Source organism: Paenibacillus ihbetae, assembly GCF_002741055.1.
GTDB classification, from domain to species: Bacteria; Bacillota; Bacilli; order Paenibacillales; family Paenibacillaceae; genus Paenibacillus_AQ; species Paenibacillus_AQ ihbetae.
The window spans coordinates 2,535,575-2,559,100 of the sequence record NZ_CP016809.1; the positions used below are offsets into that span (position 1 = coordinate 2,535,575).

Consider the following 23,526-nt stretch of genomic DNA (forward strand, 5'->3'; position numbering starts at 1 on the left):
TTGTTTTGGAAGTAATGATTCTTGAATAACTTCACACACGGAACCGACTGTACAGACTGCATGCGTCTGTCAGGGGTTAAATTTTATAAGCGGCGCGTTTCGCGCCGCACCAAGGGACTCGGCTGGATAGCCGGGTCCCTTTTCCATTTTACCGGCATGGTTCCCCATGGCGGCTATTTTCGAACAGGTCCCTTACAACAACTGCGGCTGTTGGTCCGGTAAGCCCTGAAACATCAGTGACAGCCGCCTACTCGCCTGCATAGGATATCGGAGACGATTTAGTATCCAGAAGGAGTGTGCCGTTTTGAAAAAAAAGAAGAAAACCTCATCCTCCTCTACCCAGCCCTTCAGAGTCGATCCGAGTACCCGGGAGCTTGACCTGCTGGAGCGAGGTACGGGACGCAACTCCAAAAAAGAAAAGGAAGCCCGCATCCTGTCCGCGGCTTCCGTAGTGGATTCCGACGAAGACCTTGTAGGCTTAGCTGAACTGAAGCAGGAGCAAGAGAACGAACAACAGTTTGAACAGGAGATAAGGCAGGAACCGGATGAGATACAGATACAGGTCATCCACGATATTCTGGCGGAACAAAACCCGTGCAATCCACCGAGCGAAGTTTTTCCGAGCCAAGAGAAACCTGCCGATACCACATCTTTTGCAGCCATCCATGCTGAACAAGAGCAGCTGCTGGCCGATAAGGAAATGCCTGGAGTGAAGGGAGCATTCATATACACCGAGGATATCGGCGAATATGCGATTACCGATAGCCGAATTGCCTCCCGGGCCGTGACCGCCTCCAAAATCGCACCAGGTGCCGTTGGATCCGAAGCGCTTCAGGATTACAGCGTGAGCAGCATCCATATCACGGACGAGGCCGTTACCTCAAGCAAGATCGCCCCGCTGTCCATTACCAGCGATCACCTGATGGACGGCTCATTATCCACTCGCAAGCTGCGCGACGGCGCGGTAAACGGAAGCAAAATCAAAGACGGGGCAATCACGGCCCAGAAGCTCGCGGATCATGCGGTCGAAGGGAATAAAATTGCCGATGGCGCCGTGACGGCCCGCCACCTGCAGCATCTGATCGTGACGACGGAGCTGCTTGACGATCAATCCGTCAGAGGCGACAAAATTGCCTCCAGCGGTATCGAAACCCGTCATCTGGCCAATGGGGCCGTGCACAGCTCCAAGCTCGCGGACTACGCGGTCACGACAACCAAAATCCGTGACGGCGCGATCAGCAGCGAAAAGATTGAATATGGTGCCGTTACCGGCTCTCACATCCAGCAAGGCTCCGTAGAAAGCGGGCATTTGGCACCCGGAGCGGTCACTTCCGAGCATTTAGCTTATGGTAGCGTCGGTTCTAATCAAATCGCCGAAGGCGCCGTTGGTTCAGCACATCTTCAGGCTGGTACGATCCTCTCCCGCCATATCGCGGACGGTGCGATCGGCACCGAACAGATCAGACACGGCTCCATTGGAGATGAGCAGCTCGCTTCAGGCGCCGTGGCTTCCCGGCATCTTGCCGATTCCAGCATTACAAGCTTCAAGTTGGCCGACCAGTCTGTCCATACAGCGAAGCTGGTGGAGCAGGCCGTCACTGCCTCCAAGATCGCGGACCAAAGCATTCTGCCGAGCAAAATTGCTAATGAAGCGGTACAAACCCGGCATTTGAGCAAAGGATCGGTAGAATCGGCCCATATTGTAGATCAAGCAATTTCGACCCAACATCTGGCTGATCAAGCGGTGAATGCGTCACATATCGCGGAGGGCAGCCTGACGCCGAAGCATTTTGCACCGGAAAGCGTAACCGGATCCGCCATAAAGCCTAAAGCGGTCGGACCGCAGCATCTGGCTGACGGCGCCGTAGCCAGGCAGCATATTCAGCCGGAATCCATCGGCGACAAGCAGCTGGCTCCTGGCAGCGTCACCAGCAGCAAGCTGGCGCTGGGCTCTGTCGGCGGAGCGATCATTGCGCTTGATGGCGTGACTTCCGTCAATATCGCCAAACAGTCAATATTACAGCATCACCTAGCCCAAGGCAGCGTCGGAACCAACGCTCTTCAGGAAGGAGCGGTGCGCTCGGCCCATCTGTCCGACCAAGCAATCGAAGCAAGGCACCTCAAGGCCGAAAGTGTGCAAAGCAAGGCGCTTGCGCGCGGCTCGGTCACGGCGGATAAAATTGCGGAGGGCAGCGTCACTGAATCCGCCATCGGGAATGGTGCTATTGCCCCTCGCCATCTGGGCGATCACGCCGTCACATCGCTGAAGCTGTCGCCGGAAAGCGTATCGACCGACAAGCTTGTCGACCTTGCCGTTACTTCCTCCAAGCTTGCGGAGGGCAGCGTCACCGCAGACAAGATTGCACAGAAGGCTGTACAATCGGCCCACCTGTCCCCGGGTTCCGTATCGGGAGAGGCGATTCAGGATCAGGCGGTTACTTCAGACAAAATTGCACCGCTGGCAGTAGAAAGCACTCATCTCGGCCTGGAATCCATCTCGGGCAAGCATATTGTGCAGGAAGCGATTCACGGTTACCACATCAAGAAAAAATCCGTCACATTAAATCTCTTAGCGGACGAAGCTCGCACGCCGGAGATGTTGTTTAATGACGGCAGCATTCCAGGTTCCAAGCTGGGCGTCCAGTCCGTCTCGGAAGCCCATCTCTCCCCTGCATCGGTATCCGAGCAGGCGCTGAAACCAAACTCCGTGAGCGGAGACAAAATCAAGCCGCTCTCCATCAGCGCCGGGCACCTGCAGCAGGCGAGCGTCCTGTCCAACCATCTGGGGACGGACATCGTCAAATCCGAGCATATCGGGGACAGCGCCGTAACGGATCGCCATCTTGCTCCGGATTCCGTCAAAGCGCATCATATTCAGAGCTCAAGCATTGAATCGGACCATATCGCCGTTCAGGCGATTTCGGCCCGGCACCTGGCTGAACAAGCGGTAAATTCGGACCATATCGCGGAGGGCTGCCTGATACCGAAGCATTTTGCACCGGACAGCGTCACCGAATCCGCCATCGGGGACGGCGCCATAGTCCCCCGCCATCTGGGCGACCACGCCGTTACGTCGCTGAAGCTGTCGCCGGAAAGCGTATCGACCGACAAGCTTGTCGACCTTGCCGTTACCTCCTCCAAGCTTGCGGAGGGCAGCGTCACCTCAGACAAGATTGCGCAGAAGGCTGTACAATCGGCCCATCTGTCCCCGGGCTCCGTATCGGGAGAGGCGATCCAGGACCAGGCGGTTACTTCAGACAAAATCGCACCGCAGGCAATTGAAGGCGCTCATCTCGGCCTGGAATCCATCTCGGGCAAGCATATTGTGCAGGAAGCCATATACGGTTACCACCTGAAGAAAAAATCCATCACATTAAATCACTTAGCGGACGAAGCTCGCACGCCAGAGATGTTGTTTCATGACGGCAGCATTCCGGGTTCCAAGCTGGGCGTCCAGTCCGTCTCGGAAGCCCATCTCTCGCCTGCGTCGGTATCCGAGCAGGCGCTGAAACCAAACTCCGTAAGCGGGGACAAAATCAAGCCGCTCTCCATCAGCGCCGGGCACCTGCAGCAGGCGAGCATCCTGTCCGACCATCTGGGGGCGGACATCGTCCAATCCGAGCATATCAGGGACAACGCCGTGACGGATCGCCATCTTGCTCCGGGTTCAGTCGGATCGCACCATATTCAAGAAATAAGCATTGCATCTTCCCATTTAGCGGAAGGAAGCATTCTTTCAGGTCATATTACAGAGGGCTCTGTAAACAGCCAGCATATCGCAGAAGGCTCTGTCGGTTCCAAACACATTGAGCTGTTCGCGATTCAGAGCCACCATCTTGCCCCTTATTCCGTTAATGCCGCCCATCTGGGGAATCTATCCGTAGGGCACGTGCATCTGCAGCCGGACAGTGTCGGCGTGGATCAACTGCAGCCGGGTTCGGTAAGATCCCGGCAATTAGCCGAAGGTGCGGTCCTTCCCCACCACCTTCAGAAGCACTGCATCAGTACAGAGCATATCGAAGCCGGGGCGATTACGGGGGAACTCATAGCTGAAGGAACGATGACTGGAGATAAGATCGCGGACGGAGCCATTACAGGCTCGCACATCTCCGACGGTGCCATCGAGAGCAGGCATCTGGGACCGGATGCTTTCAGCGGCTTCACCCTCGCCGATGGAGCCATTGACAGTGCCAAGCTGGGAATAAAGGCAGTGACCAGCGCTCATTTGAACGACGCCGCTGTCACAGGACTCCACATTGCGCAGGGCGCCATTACAAGCACTCATGTGGCCGATGGCTCCATCGAGAGCAGACATCTCAAGCCGGATGCTTTCAGCGGATTCACGCTTACCGATGCTTCCGTCACCGGGGAGCATATTGCCCAAGGTACTGTTACGGGCTCGCATATTGCTGAAGGGTCTCTGAGCGGGGCGCACATCGCCGAGGGGGCCATTGAGAGCAGGCATCTAAGTCCAGACGCCTTCAGCGGATTCACCCTTACCGATGCTTCCGTCACCGGGGAGCATATTGCCCAAGGTACTGTTACGGGCTCGCATATTGCTGAAGGGTCTCTGAGCGGGGCGCACATCGCCGAGGGGGCCATTGAGAGCAGGCATCTAAGTCCAGACGCCTTCAGCGGCTTCACACTGGCCGATGCCTCCGTCACCGGAGAGCAAATCGCTCAAGGCGCTATTACGGGCTCGCATATTGCTGAAGGGTCTCTGGGCGGGACACACATTGCCGAGGGGGCCATCGAGAGCAGGCATCTCGGACCGGACGCCTTCAGCGGCTTCACGCTAGTCGACGGTTCCGTCACCGGAGAACAAATTGCCCAAGGCACCATTACAGGCTCGCATGTTGCTGAAGGATCTCTGGGCGGAGCGCACATCGCCGACGGAGCCATCGAGAGCAGGCATCTCGGACCGGACGCCTTCAGCGGCTTCACGCTCGCCGATGGTTCCGTCACCGGAGAGCAAATCGCCCAAGGCGCTATTACGGGCTCGCATGTCGCTGATGGATCTCTGGGCGGAGCGCATATCGCCGAGGGGGCCATTGAGAGCGAGCATCTCGGATTTACGCCAGTGCGCGGAACGGCCGGACAGATGAAGCTCCAACAATTTGGCATGACGCCTTTCGTGTTGAACGGTCCTGAAGCCAAAGCCGAAGTGGGGGTTCAATTCGAGGAGCCCTTTGGCGGCATCAACTATGTCATCGTAGGCATGAGCAACAATCCCGGCTTCCAGATTTCGCTGAAATCCCAGCAAGAGGACAGTGCCGTGCTCGAGGTCGTACGTCAGCCCGGCTGCAATCTGGCCTATGGCTTCATATCCTGGATTGCGATTGGTCCTTCCCTGTAGAACGTTCACGAATCTTTACAGGACTCCCCCGACCTCAGTCTCCGGGGAGTCCTTTATGTACACGACCGCAGCTCGAGGTGCCCATCCGGGGATTTGCATGTTTGCAAAGTCGATGCAGCAAGTTCCGATCAATGAAAAGCATGGCAGCCCGCTGACACCCTCCGCTCCTGGACAGCTATTTCAAATGGTCTATATTATGCCAAAAAAGACGAGCCATAGTGCTCGTCTTTAATATGAATGAAAATCGCTTGATGATGAATTGGGCGGAGCGAGCAGCTCACTGCTTTCAGCGGTTGAAAAGAGGTCCCTTTTAAGTACCTGTGGCGCGACAATCACCTTCTATTGCCGATACAAGTCCCTATTCGGTACATTTGACGGACCTGTGCTGCATTACGAAAAAAATGCCCCTACGTATTTTCATTGCGCCTAAGTTACATGCTTGAAGCTTCCCTCACATCGTGACCGTTTGAGCCCGGCGCCCATCGGGCCCGTGCCCCGAACGCATAGCATCCGGATAAGAATAAAATCCCTGCCGCAGCCATAAAGGTCGTCCTGACGCCAAATCGGTCTATGACATACCCGAACAACAGCGTGGACGCTCCAAACACGAGTGAGATCAGCGAGCTTTGCGCTGCATACACTTTCGGCATCATCTGCAGGGACGCGCTGCGCTGAAGCATGGTTTGCAATGAAATCGCCTTGAGCTGGTCAAACAGGCCAAACCCTGACGAAAACATTAATGCCAGCCACGGAATCGAGGTCATTCCAAAGCCGAACGTCATCAGGCTGATGCCGAAGGAGGCATATACGGTTAAGCCGACGATATGGCGATCCATCCACCTCGAGCCCTTCATGCCGCACCATCCCCCTGCCATCAATCCCAGAAAAAAGCTGGCGTTAATATATCCCCACCAAGCCTCTTCCTTGTGCAGCACCTCGGACACGTATACATATACGATAGCAGCGATCCACACGACACCGGCAATGGATTCCAGCACGTAGATAACGTGGATCGTCCGCAAAGCGGGCTGTTTCCAGATGAGTACCCAGCCTTCACGCATGGAGCTCCAATAAGGAGTTCGAGCCTTCCGTTCGCTTGAGTTTTCTAAAACCCACGGATCCTCCATCCTCTTCGTCAATACAGCGGCAGCGGCTGCCAATACGACGGTCAACCAGATAACCTGACCGCCTCCGAATATGGCCACCAGCATTCCCCCGGCAGCCCATCCGCCTAACTGAACCATCTGGTCGACGACGGCAACGAAGCTGTTCGCCCGGGTTAATTCATCCCGCGGAACAACCCTCGGGAGCATCGCATGGCTCGCCGGAGCGGCCCAGCCGTCCAGGAACGAGATAAGGAGCACCATTACAAGAATCACATACACCGTCATCTCTTGATTACCCAGTGCATATCGGGTCATGACGAGCAGCAGCAGTACCGCCGTCTTTCCCCATTGTGAGATGAGAAGCAGCGACTTAAGGGCGTATTTGTCCATCAGTACGGGCGCAAAGCCCCCGCTAATAAATCGAGCCAGCGTGGTAACAAAAGGAATCATCGCCATATGCATGGCAGATCCCGTGATCTCATGGACGATCGCCATTAGCCCGACAACGTAAAATAAATCACCGCAATTGGCAAGGGCCTGGCCGATCCAGAGATAGCGGAAAGATTTGCTCTTCATGGTTCTACCCCGTTTCTTTCAGTATTCAATTGTATGGGTGGTGGGGTAGTAACCTACATGTTCCAGCCTCGCTTCCTTGTCTTCTATGTTCACAGGGTAACATAATTCCCTGCCGCTTGTTAACCTAAAGCAACGAAATCAATGCATTGCAATTTTCTTGAGTGTCACTCGCCTTCGATCCTTCGATTCTTAGCTTCGGCTTGTCTCCAGATACTTCCATGTTTTTTTAGTCGTGTGCTAAAACTATTTCGGCTTCTACCCGGTCTAATAGTCGGTATGGCCGACAAGAATGGAGCAGGCCAGCGAACGCTGCATCTTCCATGCGCGCGCCAGCATCGATCCTTTGCAGCAGCAGCCGATTCTGTACAGCATCATCAAGACGTTTAAATAGCAAGGAGTGAGTGAACTGGCCAAGGCACTTTCGCAGCAGCAGTTCAGCGAAGATATTACGAGGTGCAGCGGGAAGCTGTACCGGGTGGCATATTGTTATGTCAAAAATGAGCAGGACGCCCTGGATATCGTATCAGAAGCGACATACAAGGCTTATCTTTCTTATGAGCGGATGAAGACGCCGCAGTATTTCGAATCCTGGATTACCCGGATCGTGATTCACTGTGCGCTCGATCGTCTGAACCGAAACAAGCGGATCACCTTTATGGAGGATCAGACCCAGGAATACGCGGCTGCCGAACTCGCGGTTCCGCTGGAAGAGAAGCTGGATTTATATGAGGCGATGGACCGGCTTGCGCCGGAGGAGAAGGCGTATATTATTTTGAAATTTTTCGAAGACCTGCGCTTCAGAGACATTGCCGATGTCCTGGAGCTGCCGGAGAACACGGTCAAAACCCGGTTTTACCGCATCATCGGAAAGCTTAAACAATATTTGGTCGAAGGAGAGGTCGAGGGATTATGACGGGTAAGGAACGTTATGAACAGATCAAAATTCCGGCTCAGCTGGCCAGCGTGATGGAGTCGGCACGGCACAAAGCAGCCGCACGCAAACGATCCTTCCGCTTGATGCGATACGCCAGCGCGGTTGCCGCCAGCATCGTCCTGTTGTTTGTCGTTAACATCCCGGGCGTTGCTAATGCCTTGTCCAAAGTCCCGGTCGTAGGCAGCATTGTGCAGGTGCTTCAATTTGGCGGGGGCGGTGAGCGGACCGATGGCGTAAGCGTCGACACCGAGACGGTAGAGGATGTGCTTCGCATCAACTTCGACCAGGCAGGCGAAACGGTATCCAGCGTGCCAGCCTTTGCCGTCGAGCATCGGAAAGCCCCGAACAGGCTCATCTTTACGATCAGCGGCGTTCGAAATTTCGATTATGATGCCGTCAAGAACGACCTGCTGGCTCTTCCCCTCGTGGAGGACGTCTATGAAAATATTATCCTTGATGATTCCGCGATGCGCTTTGTGGTGGAGCTGAAGGATGGCGTGACCCATTCCGTGTCGGAGTACCGGAACCCGGGTTATATCGAGCTGAGACTTGCCTCCACCGGCAAACAGATAAAGCCCCGCGAAGTGTTTTATATCCGTAGTGAAGCTATGCCGCAGGGAGAGTCCCTTGCAATGCTCGAGGAGATTTACTACGAAGACGACGTAACGTTTATTAAGACAGCCGGCGGAGATTTCATTGCCGTGATCGGGGGGTTCACTACCCGGGAGGAAGCAGAAAAGAAGCTCGGCGAAATCTCATCCCGTGAAGGCTATGGCGGTGATCTTCGGATTGACAGCTGGATGAGTAATGCCCGTCCGGATTAAGAGGCACGAGGAGTTCAATACTCAGGGGAAGACCTGCAATTTAACGAGCCTTAAATATACCGCAGCCCGGCTCCATCTATCGGAGCCGGGCTGCTTCTGCTGGGAAGTGATTTTTAAGAAAAGGCCGTTAATGAGATCAGGATAACCTTATCAATCATCCAAATTTCCCTGCCATGCCGAGAAACTGGCGAATGGTTCGCAATTATGACGGCCGACCCGGATATATCATCACCTTCACACTGGTGTCCTTCTGCGTGCGAGCCAGCTCCACGGCCTCTTGAATCCGGTCCAGCGGGAATTCATGGGTAATGATGTCCCGGATCCGGCTGCCGTTGTTCTGCAGCAGCCGAATCGCGGCCGGGTACGTATTGGCATAGCGGAACACGCCGTACACGTCCAGCTCGGCATCCACCAGTGCGCCGATATCGACAGGAATGGCGTCCTTCGTCGGCAGGCCGACAAACACGATCCGTCCGCCACGGTTCACGTAGTCGATGGAGCCTTCAATCGCTCCCGCATTGCCGGACGTCTCGATGATCAGGTCGACGCCTTCTCCCCCGGTCAGCTCCCTGAGCCGCTCAGGCACGTCATCCGACAGCGGATTGATTACGCCGGCAGCGCCGATCCGCGTGGCCAAATCGCGTCGGAATTCCACTACATCGCTGCCGTACACCTGCGATGCCCCGGACAGCTTGGCCGCTTCGATGGCTAAGAGACCGATCGGTCCGAGGCCGAGCACCAGCACCCGGTCCTCCGGGCGGATCCCGCCCCGGCGAACCGCATGGAGGCCAACGGACAGCGGCTCCAGCAGCGCGCCTTCCTCAAAGGACATTTCGTCCGGCAGCTTGAACAGAAAATCGCTGCGAACCGCCACGTATTCCGCCCACGCCCCGTCCACCGGAGGGGTGGCCATGAATACGACATCCGGGCAGAGGTTGTACCGGCCGCTCTTGCAATACGCGCAGCGACCGCAGGTTACGCCCGGCTCGACGGCGACCCGGTCTCCTACCGATACATTCGTCACTTGATCCCCCGTCTGAACCACAATGCCTGCTAGCTCGTGCCCCAGAATGAGCGGCTCCTTGACCTCATATCTGCCGATGCGTCCATGCTCATAGTAATGGACATCCGAACCGCAAATGCCGATGCAGTAAACCTGAATGAGCGCTTCATCCGGCTTCGGCTCGGGAACGGGAACCTGCTTCACGCCGATCGACATCGGCTTGTCCAGAACGGCCGCTGCCATCATTTTCGATTGTGACATACTGACAACACCTCGAATCTCAAGTAATCGCTTTCTCCTGTAGTGTAACATGATATACAACCGCTTCATAAGGGCGCAGCGTGAATCGCTCCTGTAAAAATTCGGCCGGCGTATAATTGGAGAGAACGACTTCAAGCTTGCGCTCCCGCCACGGGGAGGGCAGGCGAAGCTCCGGGGTGTTTCCGAAAAAGTTCAAGACGATCAAATAGGCTTCATCCCCTAAGCTCCGGGAGTACATGAAAATTTCCGGATGCTCCTCCAGCCAATCGTCATAGGTGCCGTAAATGAGGGTTTGACTGGACTTGCGCAGGCGAATCAATGCCTTGTAATAGTTCAGGATCGAGTCCTCATCCTTCTCCTGCTGCCGTACATTGATCTCATGGTAATTGGGATTCGGGCGGATCCACGGCACAACGGTCGAGAAGCCTCCGTACAACGAGTCATCCCACTGCATTGGAGTCCTCGCGTTATCGCGGGCCCGATATGCAATTCTCCGCATCGTCTCCTCTACGTCCTTCCCGTCCAGCAGCCGCTCCCGGTAATAGTTGTAGATCTCCACATCCCGGTATTGGCTCAGCTCGCTGAAATCCGCATTGGTCATGCCGATCTCCTGTCCTTGATAAATGAACGGCGTCCCTTGCTGGAGCATGAAGAAGGTGGCCAGCATCTTGGCCGATTCCTTATGGAAATTCACGGGATCGCCAAAACGCGAGACGGAGCGCGGCTGATCGTGATTCTCCATAAACAGCGCATTCCAGCCGACGCCCTCCAATCCCTTCTGCCATTTGCGCGTAATACGCTTCAACTCCGCCAAGTCCCACGGGGCAAAATCCCAGCGGCCCTCCGCTCCGAAATCCATGCTGACATGCTCGAATTGAAAAATCATATTGAAGGCCCCGTTCTCCTCCCCGATCCACAGATCAGCCTCGGAGACATCGGTTCCGCTGGCCTCGCCCACCGTCATAATGTCATACTCCGCAAAGGCTTCGCGCTTGAACTGCTGCAAAAAGTCATGAATGCCTTCAATATTGCGGTGGCCCGGATTCGCATCGACATAACGGAAATTGCCCGGATTCGGCATGTCCGGGAGACCCGGCGCTTTTTTGATATGCGTTATGGCGTCCACGCGGAAGCCGTCAATGCCCTTGTCGAGCCACCAGCGGATCATGCGGACCAGCTCCTGCCTCACCTCCGGATTCTCCATATTAAGATCCGGCTGCTTTCTCGAGTAGAGATGCAGGTAATATTGGCCGGTTTGCTCATCGTACTCCCAGGCGGAGCCGTTGAACATCGAGGCCCAATTGTTGGGCTCGGCCCCTTCCTTGGAGTCGCGCCATATGTAATAGTCCCGTTTGGGGTTGTCCCGGGAAGAGCGGGATTCAATGAACCACGGATGCTCGTCGGACGTGTGGTTCAGAACCAGGTCCATGATGACCCGCATGCCCCGGTCGTGAATTTCGGCCAGGAGACGGTCAAAATCCTCCATCGAGCCGAACTCCTCCATGATGGCATGATAATCGCTGATGTCATAGCCGTTGTCATCATTGGCCGATTTATAGATCGGGCAAATCCAGATGACGTCGATGCCGAGCTCCTTCAAATAATCCAAGCGGGATATGACGCCAGGCAAATCGCCGATGCCGTCCTCGTTCGTATCCATAAAGCTGCGCGGATATATCTCGTAAGCGACAGCTTCTTTCCACCATACTGTTCGCATTGTTAGTGTCCCCCGTTATGTATGCGGCCCGTGCGGTAGCTGACAGGACGCTGCAATGATTGAATGGTGCAGGCAGGAGAGGGCTGGCGTAACTGCAGCGGACGTAAGAGCGGCCGCTCGCCGTTTCGAGATGGCTATGGGTCCCCGTGCTTCTCCTGTACCTGCCGCTGCATCCAGTATTGCCGGATTGCCCTGCTTATAAGCCCACCATGTGGGAGGACATCCTGAGTTGGTCGGAGTTGCTTCCTGAAACGAGCTGTTAAAATGACTTCTTCATTGGAGCTGTTAGAGGACTTCCTGAATCGGAGGCGTTGGGGAAGCTTCCTGAATCGAAAGCTGCTGAGTGACTTACTGAAAAAGAGCTGACCCGCAGCAGTAAACACCGCTGATGGGGACAGCTCCAGCATGAAACGCCTTGAGGATGATCTATCACACCACATACTTGGCGGTGAGCGAATGCTCCGCCTTCACCAGCTGCCCAGGCGTCCCCTCGAACACAACCGTTCCGCCCCGGCTGCCGCCTTCCGGTCCCATATCGATAATCCAGTCCGCCTGCCGGATGACGTCCAGATTATGCTCGATGACGATCACCGAGCTTCCGTTATCCACCAGCCGGTTCATGATTTCGATCAAATGCCCGACATCAGACATATGCAGCCCGGTCGTCGGCTCGTCCATCACATACACCTTACCCTGCTTGTGCAGCTCGCTCGCCAGTTTGATGCGCTGATTCTCTCCTCCGGAGAGGGTGCTTAGCGGCTGACCAAGCGTCAAATAATGCAGCCCGACATCGTGCAGCGCCTGAAGGCGAAGGCGGATCTCCTTGTTTTCGAAAAAGTCCAGCGCCTGCAGCACCGTCATGTCCAGCACCTCGGTGATCCTTTTTCCGTTCAGCTTGTATTGGAGCACCTCGTCTCTGAATCGTCGTCCCTCGCATGTTTCGCATGGCGACACAACGCCTTCCATGAACGCCAGGTCCGTATAGATAAAGCCCAATCCCTGACACTCCGGGCAAGCTCCCTTCGAATTGAAGCTGAACAGGGACGGGCTCTGTCCATTCGCCTTGGCAAACCGTTTCCGAAGATCGTCCATGATTCCGGTGTAGGTGGCCGGATTGGAGCGGATCGAGGTGCTTACGGCAGACTGGTCAATGACAATCGCTTCGGGATGCTCCGGCAGAAAGGCATGATGAATGAGCGAGCTTTTGCCCGACCCTGCCACGCCTGTGACAACCGTCAGCACGCCTTCCGGGATGTCGACCGTCACGTTTTTTAAATTATGCACGTTTGCACCGGAGATCCTCATATGTCCGGAGGGCTTGCGGAAGCTGTGCTTAATCGGCAGGCTCTGCCTCATAAAGCGCCCGGTTAATGTGTTTTCCTGGCTGTACAGCTCCTCTACCGTACCCTGAAAAACAATCTCACCCCCGCGGGTTCCGGCGTAAGGCCCGACATCCACCACATGATCGGCGATTTCGATCACATCCCGGTCATGCTCCACGACCAGCACCGTATTCCCTTTATCGCGCAGCTTGCGCAGCATCCCGTTCAGACGCTGCACATCCCGCGGATGGAGCCCGACGCTCGGCTCATCGAAGACGTACATCATATCGGTTAAGCTGCTGCCCAGATGACGGACCATCTTTACCCGCTGGGACTCGCCGCCGGACAAGGTGGTCGTCTCCCGGTTCAAGGTCAGATAATCCAATCCCATATCGATCAAATGCTGCAGCCGTTCGGTTAAGCTGTTCACCATCGTCTGCGCGATCGGCTCCCGAATGCCTTCAATGACCTTCTTCAATTCCGAGATCTCCATCGCCGTGCACTCGGCAATATTGTAGCCGTTAATCCGGCAGCTTAGAGCCGCTTGGCTGAGCCGCGTTCCTTGGCATAACGGGCAAGGGGCATGCGTGATGAAATTTTTGACATGGTTCATCGTCCGTTCGGACAGTTCGCTGCTGTCCCGCTGAATGTAGAGCCGGTTAAATTTATGAACGAGCCCTTCAAATTCGGCTTCGATCGGCCCGCCCTTGGACGGAAACGACACCTTGCGATCCTTGCCGTACAGCAGCAGCTCCCACTCCTCGTCGGTATAGTCCGAGAGCTTCTTGTCATTATCGAAGAAACCGGAGAACGTGTAGTTTTTTAAATACCAGCTGTCTACCGAAAAGATCGGGAACAGCACCGCTCCCTCATTCAGCGATTTCGACGGATCCAGAAGCTTCTTAAGATCCAGCTCGACCTTCTTGCCGATCCCCTGGCATTCCGGGCACATCCCTTGCGGGTCATTAAAGGAGAACGCGTTGGAATAGCCGATGAACGGCTGCCCTACTCTGGAAAACAGCAGCCGCAGAATCGAATAGAGATCCGTAATCGTTCCTAGCGTCGACCGGGAATTGCCGCCCAGCCGCTTTTGATCGATGACGATGGCCGTGGACAGATGATCAATCGAATCGACATCCGGCTGCTTATGCCGCGGAAGGCGATTGCGGGCGAACGCGGTAAAGGTCTCGTTCAGCTGGCGCTGGGCCTCCGCGCTGATTGTATCGAATACGATCGATGATTTGCCGGAACCGGATACGCCGGTAAACACCGTAATTTTCCGCTTCGGAATTTGCAGTGACACGTTCTTCAGGTTATTCTCCCTTGCTCCCTGAATGTCGATAAACGAATGTGACATCCCAATATCCTCCTATGGCTGTAATGTGCTTCCATTATAAGAATGAATTATGACATGTACTGTCTTAATTGAAGGAAAAGACCAAAAAATAATGAATGGTTTGCCATTGCTCATCCAGTCCGTTACAATTACGGGAAAATCATATTTATTCCGGTTCCGGATTATGGGAGAATAATAGAGATATGAGTAAAAAAATTGTAGCGATTGATATGGATGACACGATCTGCCACCTCATTCCTAAAGCCATTCACTATCATAATTTGCAATATAAGGACCCGCAGCTAACGCTGGATCAGATTACCGACTACAACCTGAGCGAAATCTGGCATCCGGAATGCTCGGAGGATTTTTTCTTCGGTAAGCCGGGTTTATATGAGGAGCTCGACATTTTTGATGAATATACCATTGACGAAGTCGAGCGGATGACGCACGATTATGACGTCATTATCATTACGGCTGCCCGCCCGTCCTCCGTGCCCGAGAAATGGAAATGGCTGCAGACGCATATGCCGTTTATACCGTTCGATAATTTCTTCGTGGCCAAGCGCAAATATTTAGTAGAATTCGATCTATTGATCGACGACGGTCCGCATAATGCGATTGCGGCAAGGGAAGCGGGGAAGCAGACGATCCTCATCCCGCGTCCATGGAATGCGCATATTCAGCATGAATTCATCCTGAAGGATTCCTGGAAGGGCATGAACGAATTGGTCGGCCGGATTTTGTCCGAAAAATAACAATCAAGGGGATAAACAATGAATATAGAACGAAATAGTCGGTACTTGTCGCAAGACGTTCATTTCTTTGCAGCTGCGCTGTCGGAAACGCTCGTATCCGTATGGGAAGAGGATCCCGCCAGCGTGTATGTGGAGGTTGAGCGTGGATACATCGAATGCTATACGCCGGATGTCGTCCGTGTCCGGAATGAAGAAACCGGTCTGGTCAGCCACTACAGCCGGGATACCGCAATGTTTCAGCGCATGTAAGGATTTTTTAATGAGCAGTCGAGAAATTCTCATGTTTATTACAGTTCCAAGTTCCGAGAATAGACAAGAAGGTGCCTCTAAGATCGTGATCTTACGAGACACCTTCTTTTTTTGCGTAGATAGATGCTTTGGTGAACGAAGCGCTGCTTCCCGGGATTCACGCGATTACCCGGATCGCGTTAGACCCGTCTATCACACCTCTTCCCTCGTTTGCTTGTCCCATGCTGCTCACCATGCTGCTCACCATGCTGCTCAGAAAGAAGTCCTGCATCTGATATATATTAGTCCCTATGCCTCCAAGGCGTATATCCGCCTCTAATCGCTTGGAATATTCGAAGATGCGGCGAGCATTTACTTCTTCTTTCCGGAAATCGCCTCCGCCGTCTGCTTTACGGCCTGGTGACCGAATACGGCAAATGCGCCCGCGATAATACCTTGAATTATATTTTCAACGCTCCAACCGATAAGGCCTGCCGTGAACAAAATGGATACGACGATGACGACATAGATGATGCTCCAATTCGGAACCTTCGGCGTTTGCTTGAGCACGTAGCCGATGACCCAGCAGGCAATAACTACCAAGTAAAGCCTCGGGTCGATCATCTGTGCAATAATGCTCCATTCCATGGCATATCCCCACCTTTCCTCTGATGACTTTCTACTACATTCTATTCTCGGAATCTATCGATTTGCTTGGACCCATACCCTGCGGACCCCTTCCTTGTGCAGTCCCGATAACCAAGCCGTTAATTGGCCGTCAATGTTTATTCTTTGCATTTCTGAGTGCATTTCTGAGATATTTCTTGCGGTCTTGGCGCCTCTGTTAACCGTCCATAGCTGCCGAGCACCCAATGTGTAATGAAGGCTTTCGCTTGGTTACTTAGAGGTACTTAACGTTCTCTCCTCTACTATCAAGGTATGCGGGACAGGAGGTGGAATATTCATAGCTTTTGAGAAGAAGCGGATGGAGCCATTCCATGGATAGAGCGCATGGATAAAGCCCAACCTGATCGATCCTGCTTCCGCTTCATCCCTTCCCCGACAACATAAAAAAAGACGCGCCCCGTATTATACGGGTACGCGTCATCTTCTCCTTGCTCATCCCCAATTCCAATAAAACCATACGTGTTGCGTTCGTTACCTGAGAACGACTTTTTCGCTTACCGTGACCGGCGGCTCTTCACGCTCCGCGGCCGTTTGTTCTCCCGCCCACAGCAGCCTCATTTCTTCGCTCGTCGCGAGCAGCTCCGATAACGTGCCTTCTGCCTCAATTCGGCCGTCCTTCATGACGATGATATGATCCGCTTTGGCGAGCGCCGCCCTCCGGTGCGATACCGCGATGCAGGTAACGTCTTTCTCCTTGAAGAGCCCCTCCCATACCTGCTGCTCCGTCTCGACATCCAGCGCGCTGGACAGGTCGTCGAAAATATACAGATCCGCCCCCGTCATCAGCATGCGCGCCGTAGCCGCACGCTGGATCTGACCTCCCGACAGCATGACGCCCCGCGGGCCGACGAAGGTCTCCAGGCCCTGGTCAAGGTCCTGGATATCCTTCTCCATGACGGCAAGACGGATGGCGCGATCCAGCGCCTCGTCCGCACGGTCTCTTTTGCCCTGGACAATGTTCTCCTTTAAGGTGTCGCTGAACAAACGAGGGACCTGCGGCGTATAGGCGGCTCTTGGCGGAACCAGGAATGCGGCCGGGTCTACCTCCGTGCCGTTCCAACGAATCGTACCTTCCTGCTTCGGCAGCAAACCAAGCAGGGTCCGCACAAGCGTGGACTTGCCTGCACCGATCCGCCCTGTAACCACCAGGAACTTGCCGCGCTCAAGCCGGAAGCTGATATCCGATATTCCGCTCTCCGAACCCGGGTACCGGTAAGTTAACCCGCTCACCGTCAGCTCCTTAAGCTGCAGCCTCGGGTCCCTTACAGGCTCCTGCAGTTCCGGCGGCTCCCCGTTCAGGTACGTTTCCCGCCCCTCAATGATCCGGTCCTCTTCCCCCGGCCGGAACAGCATTCGCATCCGGTCGAAGGATACCTTCAGCCGTTTATGCTGGAACACCATGTAGCCGAATAAGGAAATGCTGAATCCGATATTCGCCAAATAACTCGTGAACAAGGCGAAGTCGCCGACGCTAAACCGCCCGGCCTGCATTTCCGCAGCGCACATCAGCAGGATCAACCCTGTGCAAATGCTGAGCACATGCTGGTTCAGCGACCGCATCCACTGCTTGAACAGATTGTCCTTGAGCGCTGCCTGGCGGCGCTCCTCGTTCAGCTTCGTAAAGCGTTCATGGACGTGATCCTCAGCCTGGCCAAGCTTGAGCGCCTGAACCGCGCCGAAGGTCTCCGCGATAAAACTCGTAATTCGGCCGGTCGCTTCCCGGTTCTTCTGACCGTATCTCCGCGCCCGGTTGCCGGACAGATTGTTCAGCAGCGTTACGATGACCAGCGGCAATACGGCGACCAGCATGATTTTCCAGTTAATGCTCGCCATAATGACAACGGACACCAATGCAAATACGAGACGGCCCCAGAAATCCACCCAGGACTCAACGTACTCGACAACCTCGTCCACGTCATCGCGGAAGCGGCTCATCGCCTCGCCCGGCGAAGCGGGCAGATTCCGTCCCGGCCAGCGCATAATGCCGGCCAGCATATTCGTGCGCAGAATCGCCTGAATGTGATAAATGTACGTTACCCATTCATAGAATGCGGCGAAGAAAGTCCCGACTCTAACTACCCGCACAGCCGCAATAAAAATCAGCGGCACGGCCAGCCACAAGTAGTCGGCAGTCCCGGAGCTTGCAGTCGCCCGGTCGAAGAACCACTGCATCCCGAGACCGATCAGCAGCGGTAAAGAGTGGAATACGCACCACAAGACGCCGTTAATCAAAAACAATGCGGGGCGGAAACGAAACAATCGCCCGATAAAACCGGCTACCGTCATGCAAGCTCCTCCTCTCTGCCTGTCGTCAGCAATCTGGCATAATGGGAAGACGGATCCTGGGCCAGCGCCTCCCGCTCCCCGAATTCCAGGATGCGTCCGTCGCCGAGCACCATGATTTTGTCCACCTGCTCCAGCGTTGCCAGCCGGTGCGCAATAATTATTCCCGTGCATTGACGCATCAGCTGATCTACCGCCGCCTGCAGCATCGTCTCCGTGGCTGCATCCAGTCGCGAGGAAGGCTCATCCAGAATGACGAGACTCGGCTGCGTCAGAAAGACTCGCGTCAACGCGAACAGCTGGGCTTCCCCGGCAGACAAGGATGACCCTCCCGTCGACAGATGGGTGTCCAGCCCTTCCGGCTGCGCATCGATCCATTGGCGAAGTCCAAGCCGCTCCGTCGTTTCCAGGATGAAGTCATCCGATACGCCGGCATCGAACAGCGTCAAGTTGTCGCGGAGCGTGCCGTCGAACAGCTGAACGTCCTGCGTCACCATCCCGACCCGCCGGTACAGCGCCGGGAGCGTCAGCTCCGTAATATCCGTGCCGCCCACGCGAATGACTCCGCTGTCGATATTGTACAGCCGCAGCAGCACCCGGCTCAGGCTCGACTTTCCGCTTCCGGTGCGTCCGATGATGCCGAGGCGCTCTCCTGGCTTCACGGTAAACGTGATGTCCTTCAGGACAGGCTTATCCTCGTTGTAGCTGAAGTTCACGCGCTCGAACTCCAGGCCAAGGGGTCCCTCCGGCAGCCGTTCCTTCTGCCCGTTTACGATCTCGCTGCGGTTCGAGAGCAGCTCCCTGGAGCGCAGCATGCCGGACTTTGCCTTCTGGAATTCCTGCACCTGGTCGCCCAGCATCTCAATCGGATCGTTCAGCATCTGCGTGTATTGATAGATAAGAAACAACGTTCCGAGGCTGATCTCGCCGATCAGATAGTAGCGGACTCCAAGCAGAAGCACGCCCGTGACCGCAAGCGCGAACAGGATAACCGTCGTGTTCCAAGGGATGACGCGAAGCATCCAGGCCTTCCGCCCTTTCAGGAACACGGCCCGCATCAGCCGGTAAAACCGGTTCATCACATACGGTACGTTACCATTTGCCTGCACGTCCTCGATCCCGGCAATGCGCTCCTCAATCAGACCGAACAAGGACGCGCTCGCTTCCCGCTCGTTCTTGGACGATTGAACGCCCAGGTTGCGGATGATGACCATAAACATAATGGACAGCAAGGTAAAGACCGTCATGACCATGGCAATTGGCAGATTGACCGTAAACATGAATCCTAATATGCCGGCGAGCAGCACGAAGCTGCCGATAACCTGCACGATGAACATCGCGAAAAAATTGGAGATGCTGGTCACATCGCCGTCCACGCGTTCGATCATGACGCCGGGCGTTTTCGTATTATGAAACCGCATATCCAAGCGCAGGCAGTGCTTCAGCAGATCCCCGCGAAGCCGGTTCGTCGCCCGCCATGAGATGTCGTTGCCTAAATAGCTGACCGCCACCGTAATGAGCTGATTGGCGACGGCGACAATCAGGAACAGTCCTGCCAGCTGCAGCAGGCTGCTAAGCAGCCCTCCGCCCGCAGCGGTATCGATAAACCGCTTTACGATCTGCGGGTTCAATAGCTGCAGACCGCTTGATGTCAGCAGCATGACGAGCAGAATGATCAGCCTTCCCTTGACTGGACTCAAGTACCGCAGGAGCCAGGACATGGATATCTTTTCTTTTTTGGGCACAGTGCCCACCCCCATTAAACAACCAAATATTGTATGTCGACGATTACCAAGCCATGGCCGGATAAAGCCGCTCACCAGTAAATCATTACCAGTCTACATGAAAATTCCGGCCTTTCCTAGGTAAAGAATGATTATAAAGTTCCTTCCCGGCGCCGGCGACCAGTGGTATAGTAAATGGATAATTGACAACTGTCTGTCATGTAGATTGGTTACGCAAGGTGACTCTATCGTTCCCGTTGATTCTGGTGATCGTTTATGAGGTTAAATAAGCACAAGCGCTGACCTTCGCCAACACGTAACAACCACTTTATGCATAAAAATTGAAATCGGATATTTATAAACTTGTATATATAATGGATGGATCAAAACCACGTACGCCATCGCTGCGTGATCTTACCGGAGGTGCACATCTTGAATACGGAAATGAACCCATTGGATGGACTTAATGAAGAGAAGCTGCAGGAAATTCGGGACAACGCCTCAAAGCTGTCCGAAATGCAGCAGGAGGTGCCCGTGGAGGACGTGTTCACGGATGCTTTCGTACAGCGGCACACCGGATTCTCCTCCATTGGAGAGCTTCTGAAATCTGCCGGATATCAAGGAACGACCGACGAGGATTTCGACCGCTTCATTCAGCATTCCTCGATCAGCCGGTTCATGGCGGAGCACACCCCATTCGATAGCTGGCAGGCATTCCAGGACCAGGCCGTGACGGCCTACATCACCCGATTGCTGGGATTATAACCTTGTTGTGTAAGAAGGCCTAACCCGCTACATAAGCCCTGTATGCGAAGAAGCCCCGCCGATGCTCACTCGGCGGGGCTTCCAATCTATTGTAAGGGGTGCTCTTATCATAGTCCTCGAATCTTAAAGGAAGCTTAAAGCTGGATTAGCGAAAGATAAAAAACATACTTTGGGAACATACTCCTATTCCGGATCGTTCGCATCATCCCAGTCCGATTACTAGTTTTCGTTTAGATGATCGTTGAACCGTTCTCTCGAAATCCTGATGAATTCGGATACCGCTGCGGTTTTGAAGGTATCTTTACGGCGTATAAACACAGTCGGCGTTCTTAGTAACTCATCCGAGATGCTGTGATGGTACACGTTATATTTCATCATGGCTCTTTCGATTACCGACCGAGGCAGCAGCGACACGCCGAGCCCGGCATGAATACATCCCAGAATCCCCTCCAAAGTTCCGAATTCCATCATTTTAGCGGAAATTCCCTTTATATGCAGCCAATCCTCGAGTATTCGGCGGTAGTGACATCCAACCCGAAATACGAGTATGGTCAGATCGCGCAGTTGCTCCGGCCGATGGATCGGGCCAGTTTGCCCGCCTGACAGGAGTACAAGCTCCTCACTCCCGATCTCTACGGTTTCAAGCTCTGCGTGCTCGCCTGGCGAGGATACCAAAGCACCGTCCAGCTCGTATTTCAGTACCGAATGGACAAGCTCCTCCGTCGTTCCCGTTCTGAGTACTAAATCAACGTCGGGATATGAATGATGGTATTCAGCGAGAATCGATGGAAGCCGAATCGCAGTTGTGGTTTCCAATGATCCGATTCGAAGCGGCCCTCGGGGGATTGAACGGTCGGATACGACCCGCTCTGCTTCTTGGGTAAGGAAAATAATTTTTTCAGCATAAGATTTTAGCGCCTCTCCGGAAGATGTAAGCCGAACGCCCTGACGACCGCGATGAAACAGCTCGGTGTTCAGCTCGCTTTCAAGCTGCTGAATTCTTATGCTTATGCTTGACTGAACATATTCTAACTTCTCGGCTGCCCTGGTAAAGCTCCCCTCGCTGGCAACAGCCAAAAAAATGCGCATGTCCCGGATGTCCACGGTTATACCTCCAACTAAACATTGAAAATTTCAATGGAAAACATCATTTAGGTTCATTTTACTTGATATATGAAGGCAGGTAAAATAAGCAGTGATTCTTACCTACGTCTCATCATCCAGCTTCGTAATGGTTGCCGTGATGGCGCCCAATCTCAAGCTCAGCCTTTATCTGCAGTTAAAAGCTAAACATGTCCTCGCCCATATGGAGGCACGAAATATACAGTTAACAGGAGGCATTAAAAATGTTTGAAACAGCGATCACAAGCACGCTCAATATTCGCTATCCGATCTTTCAGGCACCGATGGCAGGCGGGCCAACGACTCCTGAGCTAGTCGCCGCCGTTTCAAATGCAGGCGGACTGGGCAGCCTTGGCGGCGGCTATTTAACCCCTGAACAGCTCCGTCATGCCATCCATAAAATCAGAGCGTTAACCGACGGGCCTTTCGGGGTAAATTTGTTCGTCCTGGAGCAACCGGAGGAATCCGATGAAACCATTGCCCAAATGGCTGATTACCTGAACATCTGCCGCAAGGAGCTTGGCATCCCGCAAAATCCACCCCTTCCCCAATATTCGGAGTCGTTTGAAGAGCAGGTGCAGGTACTGCTGGAGGAGCGCGTTCCTGTTTTTAGTTTCACGTTTGGCATCCCTTCACCGGGCGTTATTCAAAGCATGAAACAGCGCGGAACATTCGTTATTGGCACAGCTACTACAGTGGATGAGGCTGTACAGTTGGAGTTATCGGGGGTAGATGCTATTGTAGCGCAAGGCAGCGAAGCAGGAGGACATCGAGGAACATTTCTCAATAACGGTTCGGATGCGTTAATTGGACTCATGGCTTTGGTTCCCCAAATTTGTGATCATGTTTCGATTCCCGTGATCGCATCAGGGGGAATCATGGATGGACGGGGACTCGTAGCCAGCCTCGCTTTAGGAGCAGCAGCGGTTCAAATGGGCACTGCGTTCTTGACCTCTACGGAGAGCGGCGCACATCGAGCGCACAAACAAAAGATACTATCGGCAAACGAGGACGCTACTGTAATTACATGTGCTTACTCGGGCAAAGCAGCGCGTGGTATTCATACAGAATTCATACGCGGCATGCATGAATATCCCGGCAGGATCCCTCCTTATCCCATTCAGCATGTCATGACACGGGATATTAGACAGGCTGCGGCAATGGCGAATAACCCGGAGTATATGTCACTCTGGGCCGGGCAAGGCTTGAGGCTGGCTAAGTCCCGATCTGCCGCTGCCATTATTAAACAAACCATGGATCAGGCAAATCGGCTTGTAAACAAGAGTTTGCACTGTAAGAATGATTAAAGTATTCATGACTCTCAAATATCGAATAGCCTCGCACTGAACGGAAGCAGCGATCGGAACGATACGCGGCTTCCTTTTTTATTGAACGCGGCCTGGAAGATGGGAGCATCGGGCCTGTGATCGATAAGCGTATTTTTAAAATGCACACCCATCTCGAGGCGCACCTTAATTTCATGATTTAATTCAAAGCCTTGACTATGACGTTAGGTCATAGTGC

At 54.1% G+C, this 23,526-nt stretch carries 15 protein-coding genes; 7 read left to right on the forward strand and 8 right to left on the reverse strand.

The window, feature by feature from the left end:
* The first annotated feature begins 304 nt into the window (after positions 1 to 304).
* A complete protein-coding gene (locus BBD41_RS11420; RefSeq protein ID WP_099477658.1) occupies positions 305 to 5,356 on the forward strand; it encodes a WIAG-tail domain in 5,052 nt (1,683 codons plus the stop codon).
* Positions 5,357 to 5,787: 431 nt separating this feature from the next.
* Here the strand turns inward: BBD41_RS11420 and BBD41_RS11425 are convergent, their stop codons facing one another.
* Positions 5,788 to 7,038, reverse strand: a complete 1,251-nt coding sequence (locus tag BBD41_RS11425; protein WP_099477659.1) for an MFS transporter — start codon at positions 7,036 to 7,038, stop codon at positions 5,788 to 5,790.
* A gap of 397 nt (positions 7,039 to 7,435) precedes the next feature.
* On the opposite strand from BBD41_RS11425, the gene BBD41_RS11430 reads away from it, so the two are divergent.
* Both BBD41_RS11430 and BBD41_RS11435 read left to right on the forward strand, forming a co-directional pair.
* Positions 7,436 to 7,951, forward strand: coding sequence for a sigma-70 family RNA polymerase sigma factor (locus BBD41_RS11430; protein WP_099477660.1), 516 nt, complete (start codon positions 7,436 to 7,438; stop codon positions 7,949 to 7,951).
* A complete protein-coding gene (locus tag BBD41_RS11435) occupies positions 7,948 to 8,796 on the forward strand; it encodes a DUF4179 domain-containing protein (RefSeq protein WP_099477661.1) in 849 nt (282 codons plus the stop codon). Before BBD41_RS11430 ends, BBD41_RS11435 begins: the two co-directional genes overlap by 4 nt.
* Before the next feature lie 202 nt (positions 8,797 to 8,998).
* Here the strand turns inward: BBD41_RS11435 and BBD41_RS11440 are convergent, their stop codons facing one another.
* From BBD41_RS11440 to BBD41_RS11450, 3 genes are all read right to left on the reverse strand, one after another.
* Positions 8,999 to 10,060, reverse strand: a complete 1,062-nt coding sequence (locus BBD41_RS11440; RefSeq protein ID WP_099477662.1) for an NAD(P)-dependent alcohol dehydrogenase — start codon at positions 10,058 to 10,060, stop codon at positions 8,999 to 9,001.
* A 19-nt stretch (positions 10,061 to 10,079) separates the two neighbouring features.
* Positions 10,080 to 11,777, reverse strand: a complete 1,698-nt coding sequence (locus BBD41_RS11445) for a glycoside hydrolase family 13 protein (RefSeq protein WP_099477663.1) — start codon at positions 11,775 to 11,777, stop codon at positions 10,080 to 10,082.
* A 429-nt stretch (positions 11,778 to 12,206) separates the two neighbouring features.
* On the reverse strand, positions 12,207 to 14,456 hold the full coding sequence (locus BBD41_RS11450) for an ATP-binding cassette domain-containing protein (protein ID WP_099477664.1): 2,250 nt from the start codon (positions 14,454 to 14,456) through the stop codon (positions 12,207 to 12,209).
* A 182-nt stretch (positions 14,457 to 14,638) separates the two neighbouring features.
* Here BBD41_RS11450 and BBD41_RS11455 point away from each other — a divergent pair, with 182 nt between their 5' ends.
* Both BBD41_RS11455 and BBD41_RS11460 read left to right on the forward strand, forming a co-directional pair.
* On the forward strand, positions 14,639 to 15,193 hold the full coding sequence (locus BBD41_RS11455) for a 5' nucleotidase, NT5C type (RefSeq protein WP_007130451.1): 555 nt from the start codon (positions 14,639 to 14,641) through the stop codon (positions 15,191 to 15,193).
* 18 nt (positions 15,194 to 15,211) lie between these two features.
* The gene (locus BBD41_RS11460; protein ID WP_007130452.1) at positions 15,212 to 15,442 is read left to right on the forward strand and encodes a hypothetical protein; all 231 of its coding nucleotides are present in this window, start codon (positions 15,212 to 15,214) and stop codon (positions 15,440 to 15,442) included.
* Between the two features lie 351 nt (positions 15,443 to 15,793).
* On the opposite strand, the gene BBD41_RS11465 is transcribed toward BBD41_RS11460, so the two are convergent.
* From BBD41_RS11465 to BBD41_RS11475, 3 genes are all read right to left on the reverse strand, one after another.
* Entirely contained in the window at positions 15,794 to 16,069 is a 276-nt protein-coding gene (locus BBD41_RS11465; protein WP_099477665.1) for a phage holin family protein, read from the reverse strand.
* 510 nt (positions 16,070 to 16,579) lie between these two features.
* Positions 16,580 to 18,394, reverse strand: a complete 1,815-nt coding sequence (locus BBD41_RS11470; protein ID WP_099477666.1) for an ABC transporter ATP-binding protein — start codon at positions 18,392 to 18,394, stop codon at positions 16,580 to 16,582.
* On the reverse strand, positions 18,391 to 20,136 hold the full coding sequence (locus BBD41_RS11475) for an ABC transporter ATP-binding protein (RefSeq protein WP_077569945.1): 1,746 nt from the start codon (positions 20,134 to 20,136) through the stop codon (positions 18,391 to 18,393). Before BBD41_RS11475 ends, BBD41_RS11470 begins: the two co-directional genes overlap by 4 nt.
* Before the next feature lie 402 nt (positions 20,137 to 20,538).
* Here BBD41_RS11475 and BBD41_RS11480 point away from each other — a divergent pair, with 402 nt between their 5' ends.
* Complete coding sequence (locus BBD41_RS11480) at positions 20,539 to 20,880, forward strand: hypothetical protein (protein ID WP_237087101.1); 342 nt, start codon at positions 20,539 to 20,541, stop codon at positions 20,878 to 20,880.
* A 219-nt stretch (positions 20,881 to 21,099) separates the two neighbouring features.
* Here BBD41_RS11480 and BBD41_RS11485 read toward each other — a convergent pair whose 3' ends face one another.
* The gene (locus BBD41_RS11485) at positions 21,100 to 21,984 is read right to left on the reverse strand and encodes a LysR family transcriptional regulator (RefSeq protein WP_099477668.1); all 885 of its coding nucleotides are present in this window, start codon (positions 21,982 to 21,984) and stop codon (positions 21,100 to 21,102) included.
* Positions 21,985 to 22,226: 242 nt separating this feature from the next.
* On the opposite strand from BBD41_RS11485, the gene BBD41_RS11490 reads away from it, so the two are divergent.
* Entirely contained in the window at positions 22,227 to 23,309 is a 1,083-nt protein-coding gene (locus tag BBD41_RS11490; protein ID WP_099477669.1) for an NAD(P)H-dependent flavin oxidoreductase, read from the forward strand.
* The last annotated feature ends 217 nt before the right edge of the window (positions 23,310 to 23,526 follow it).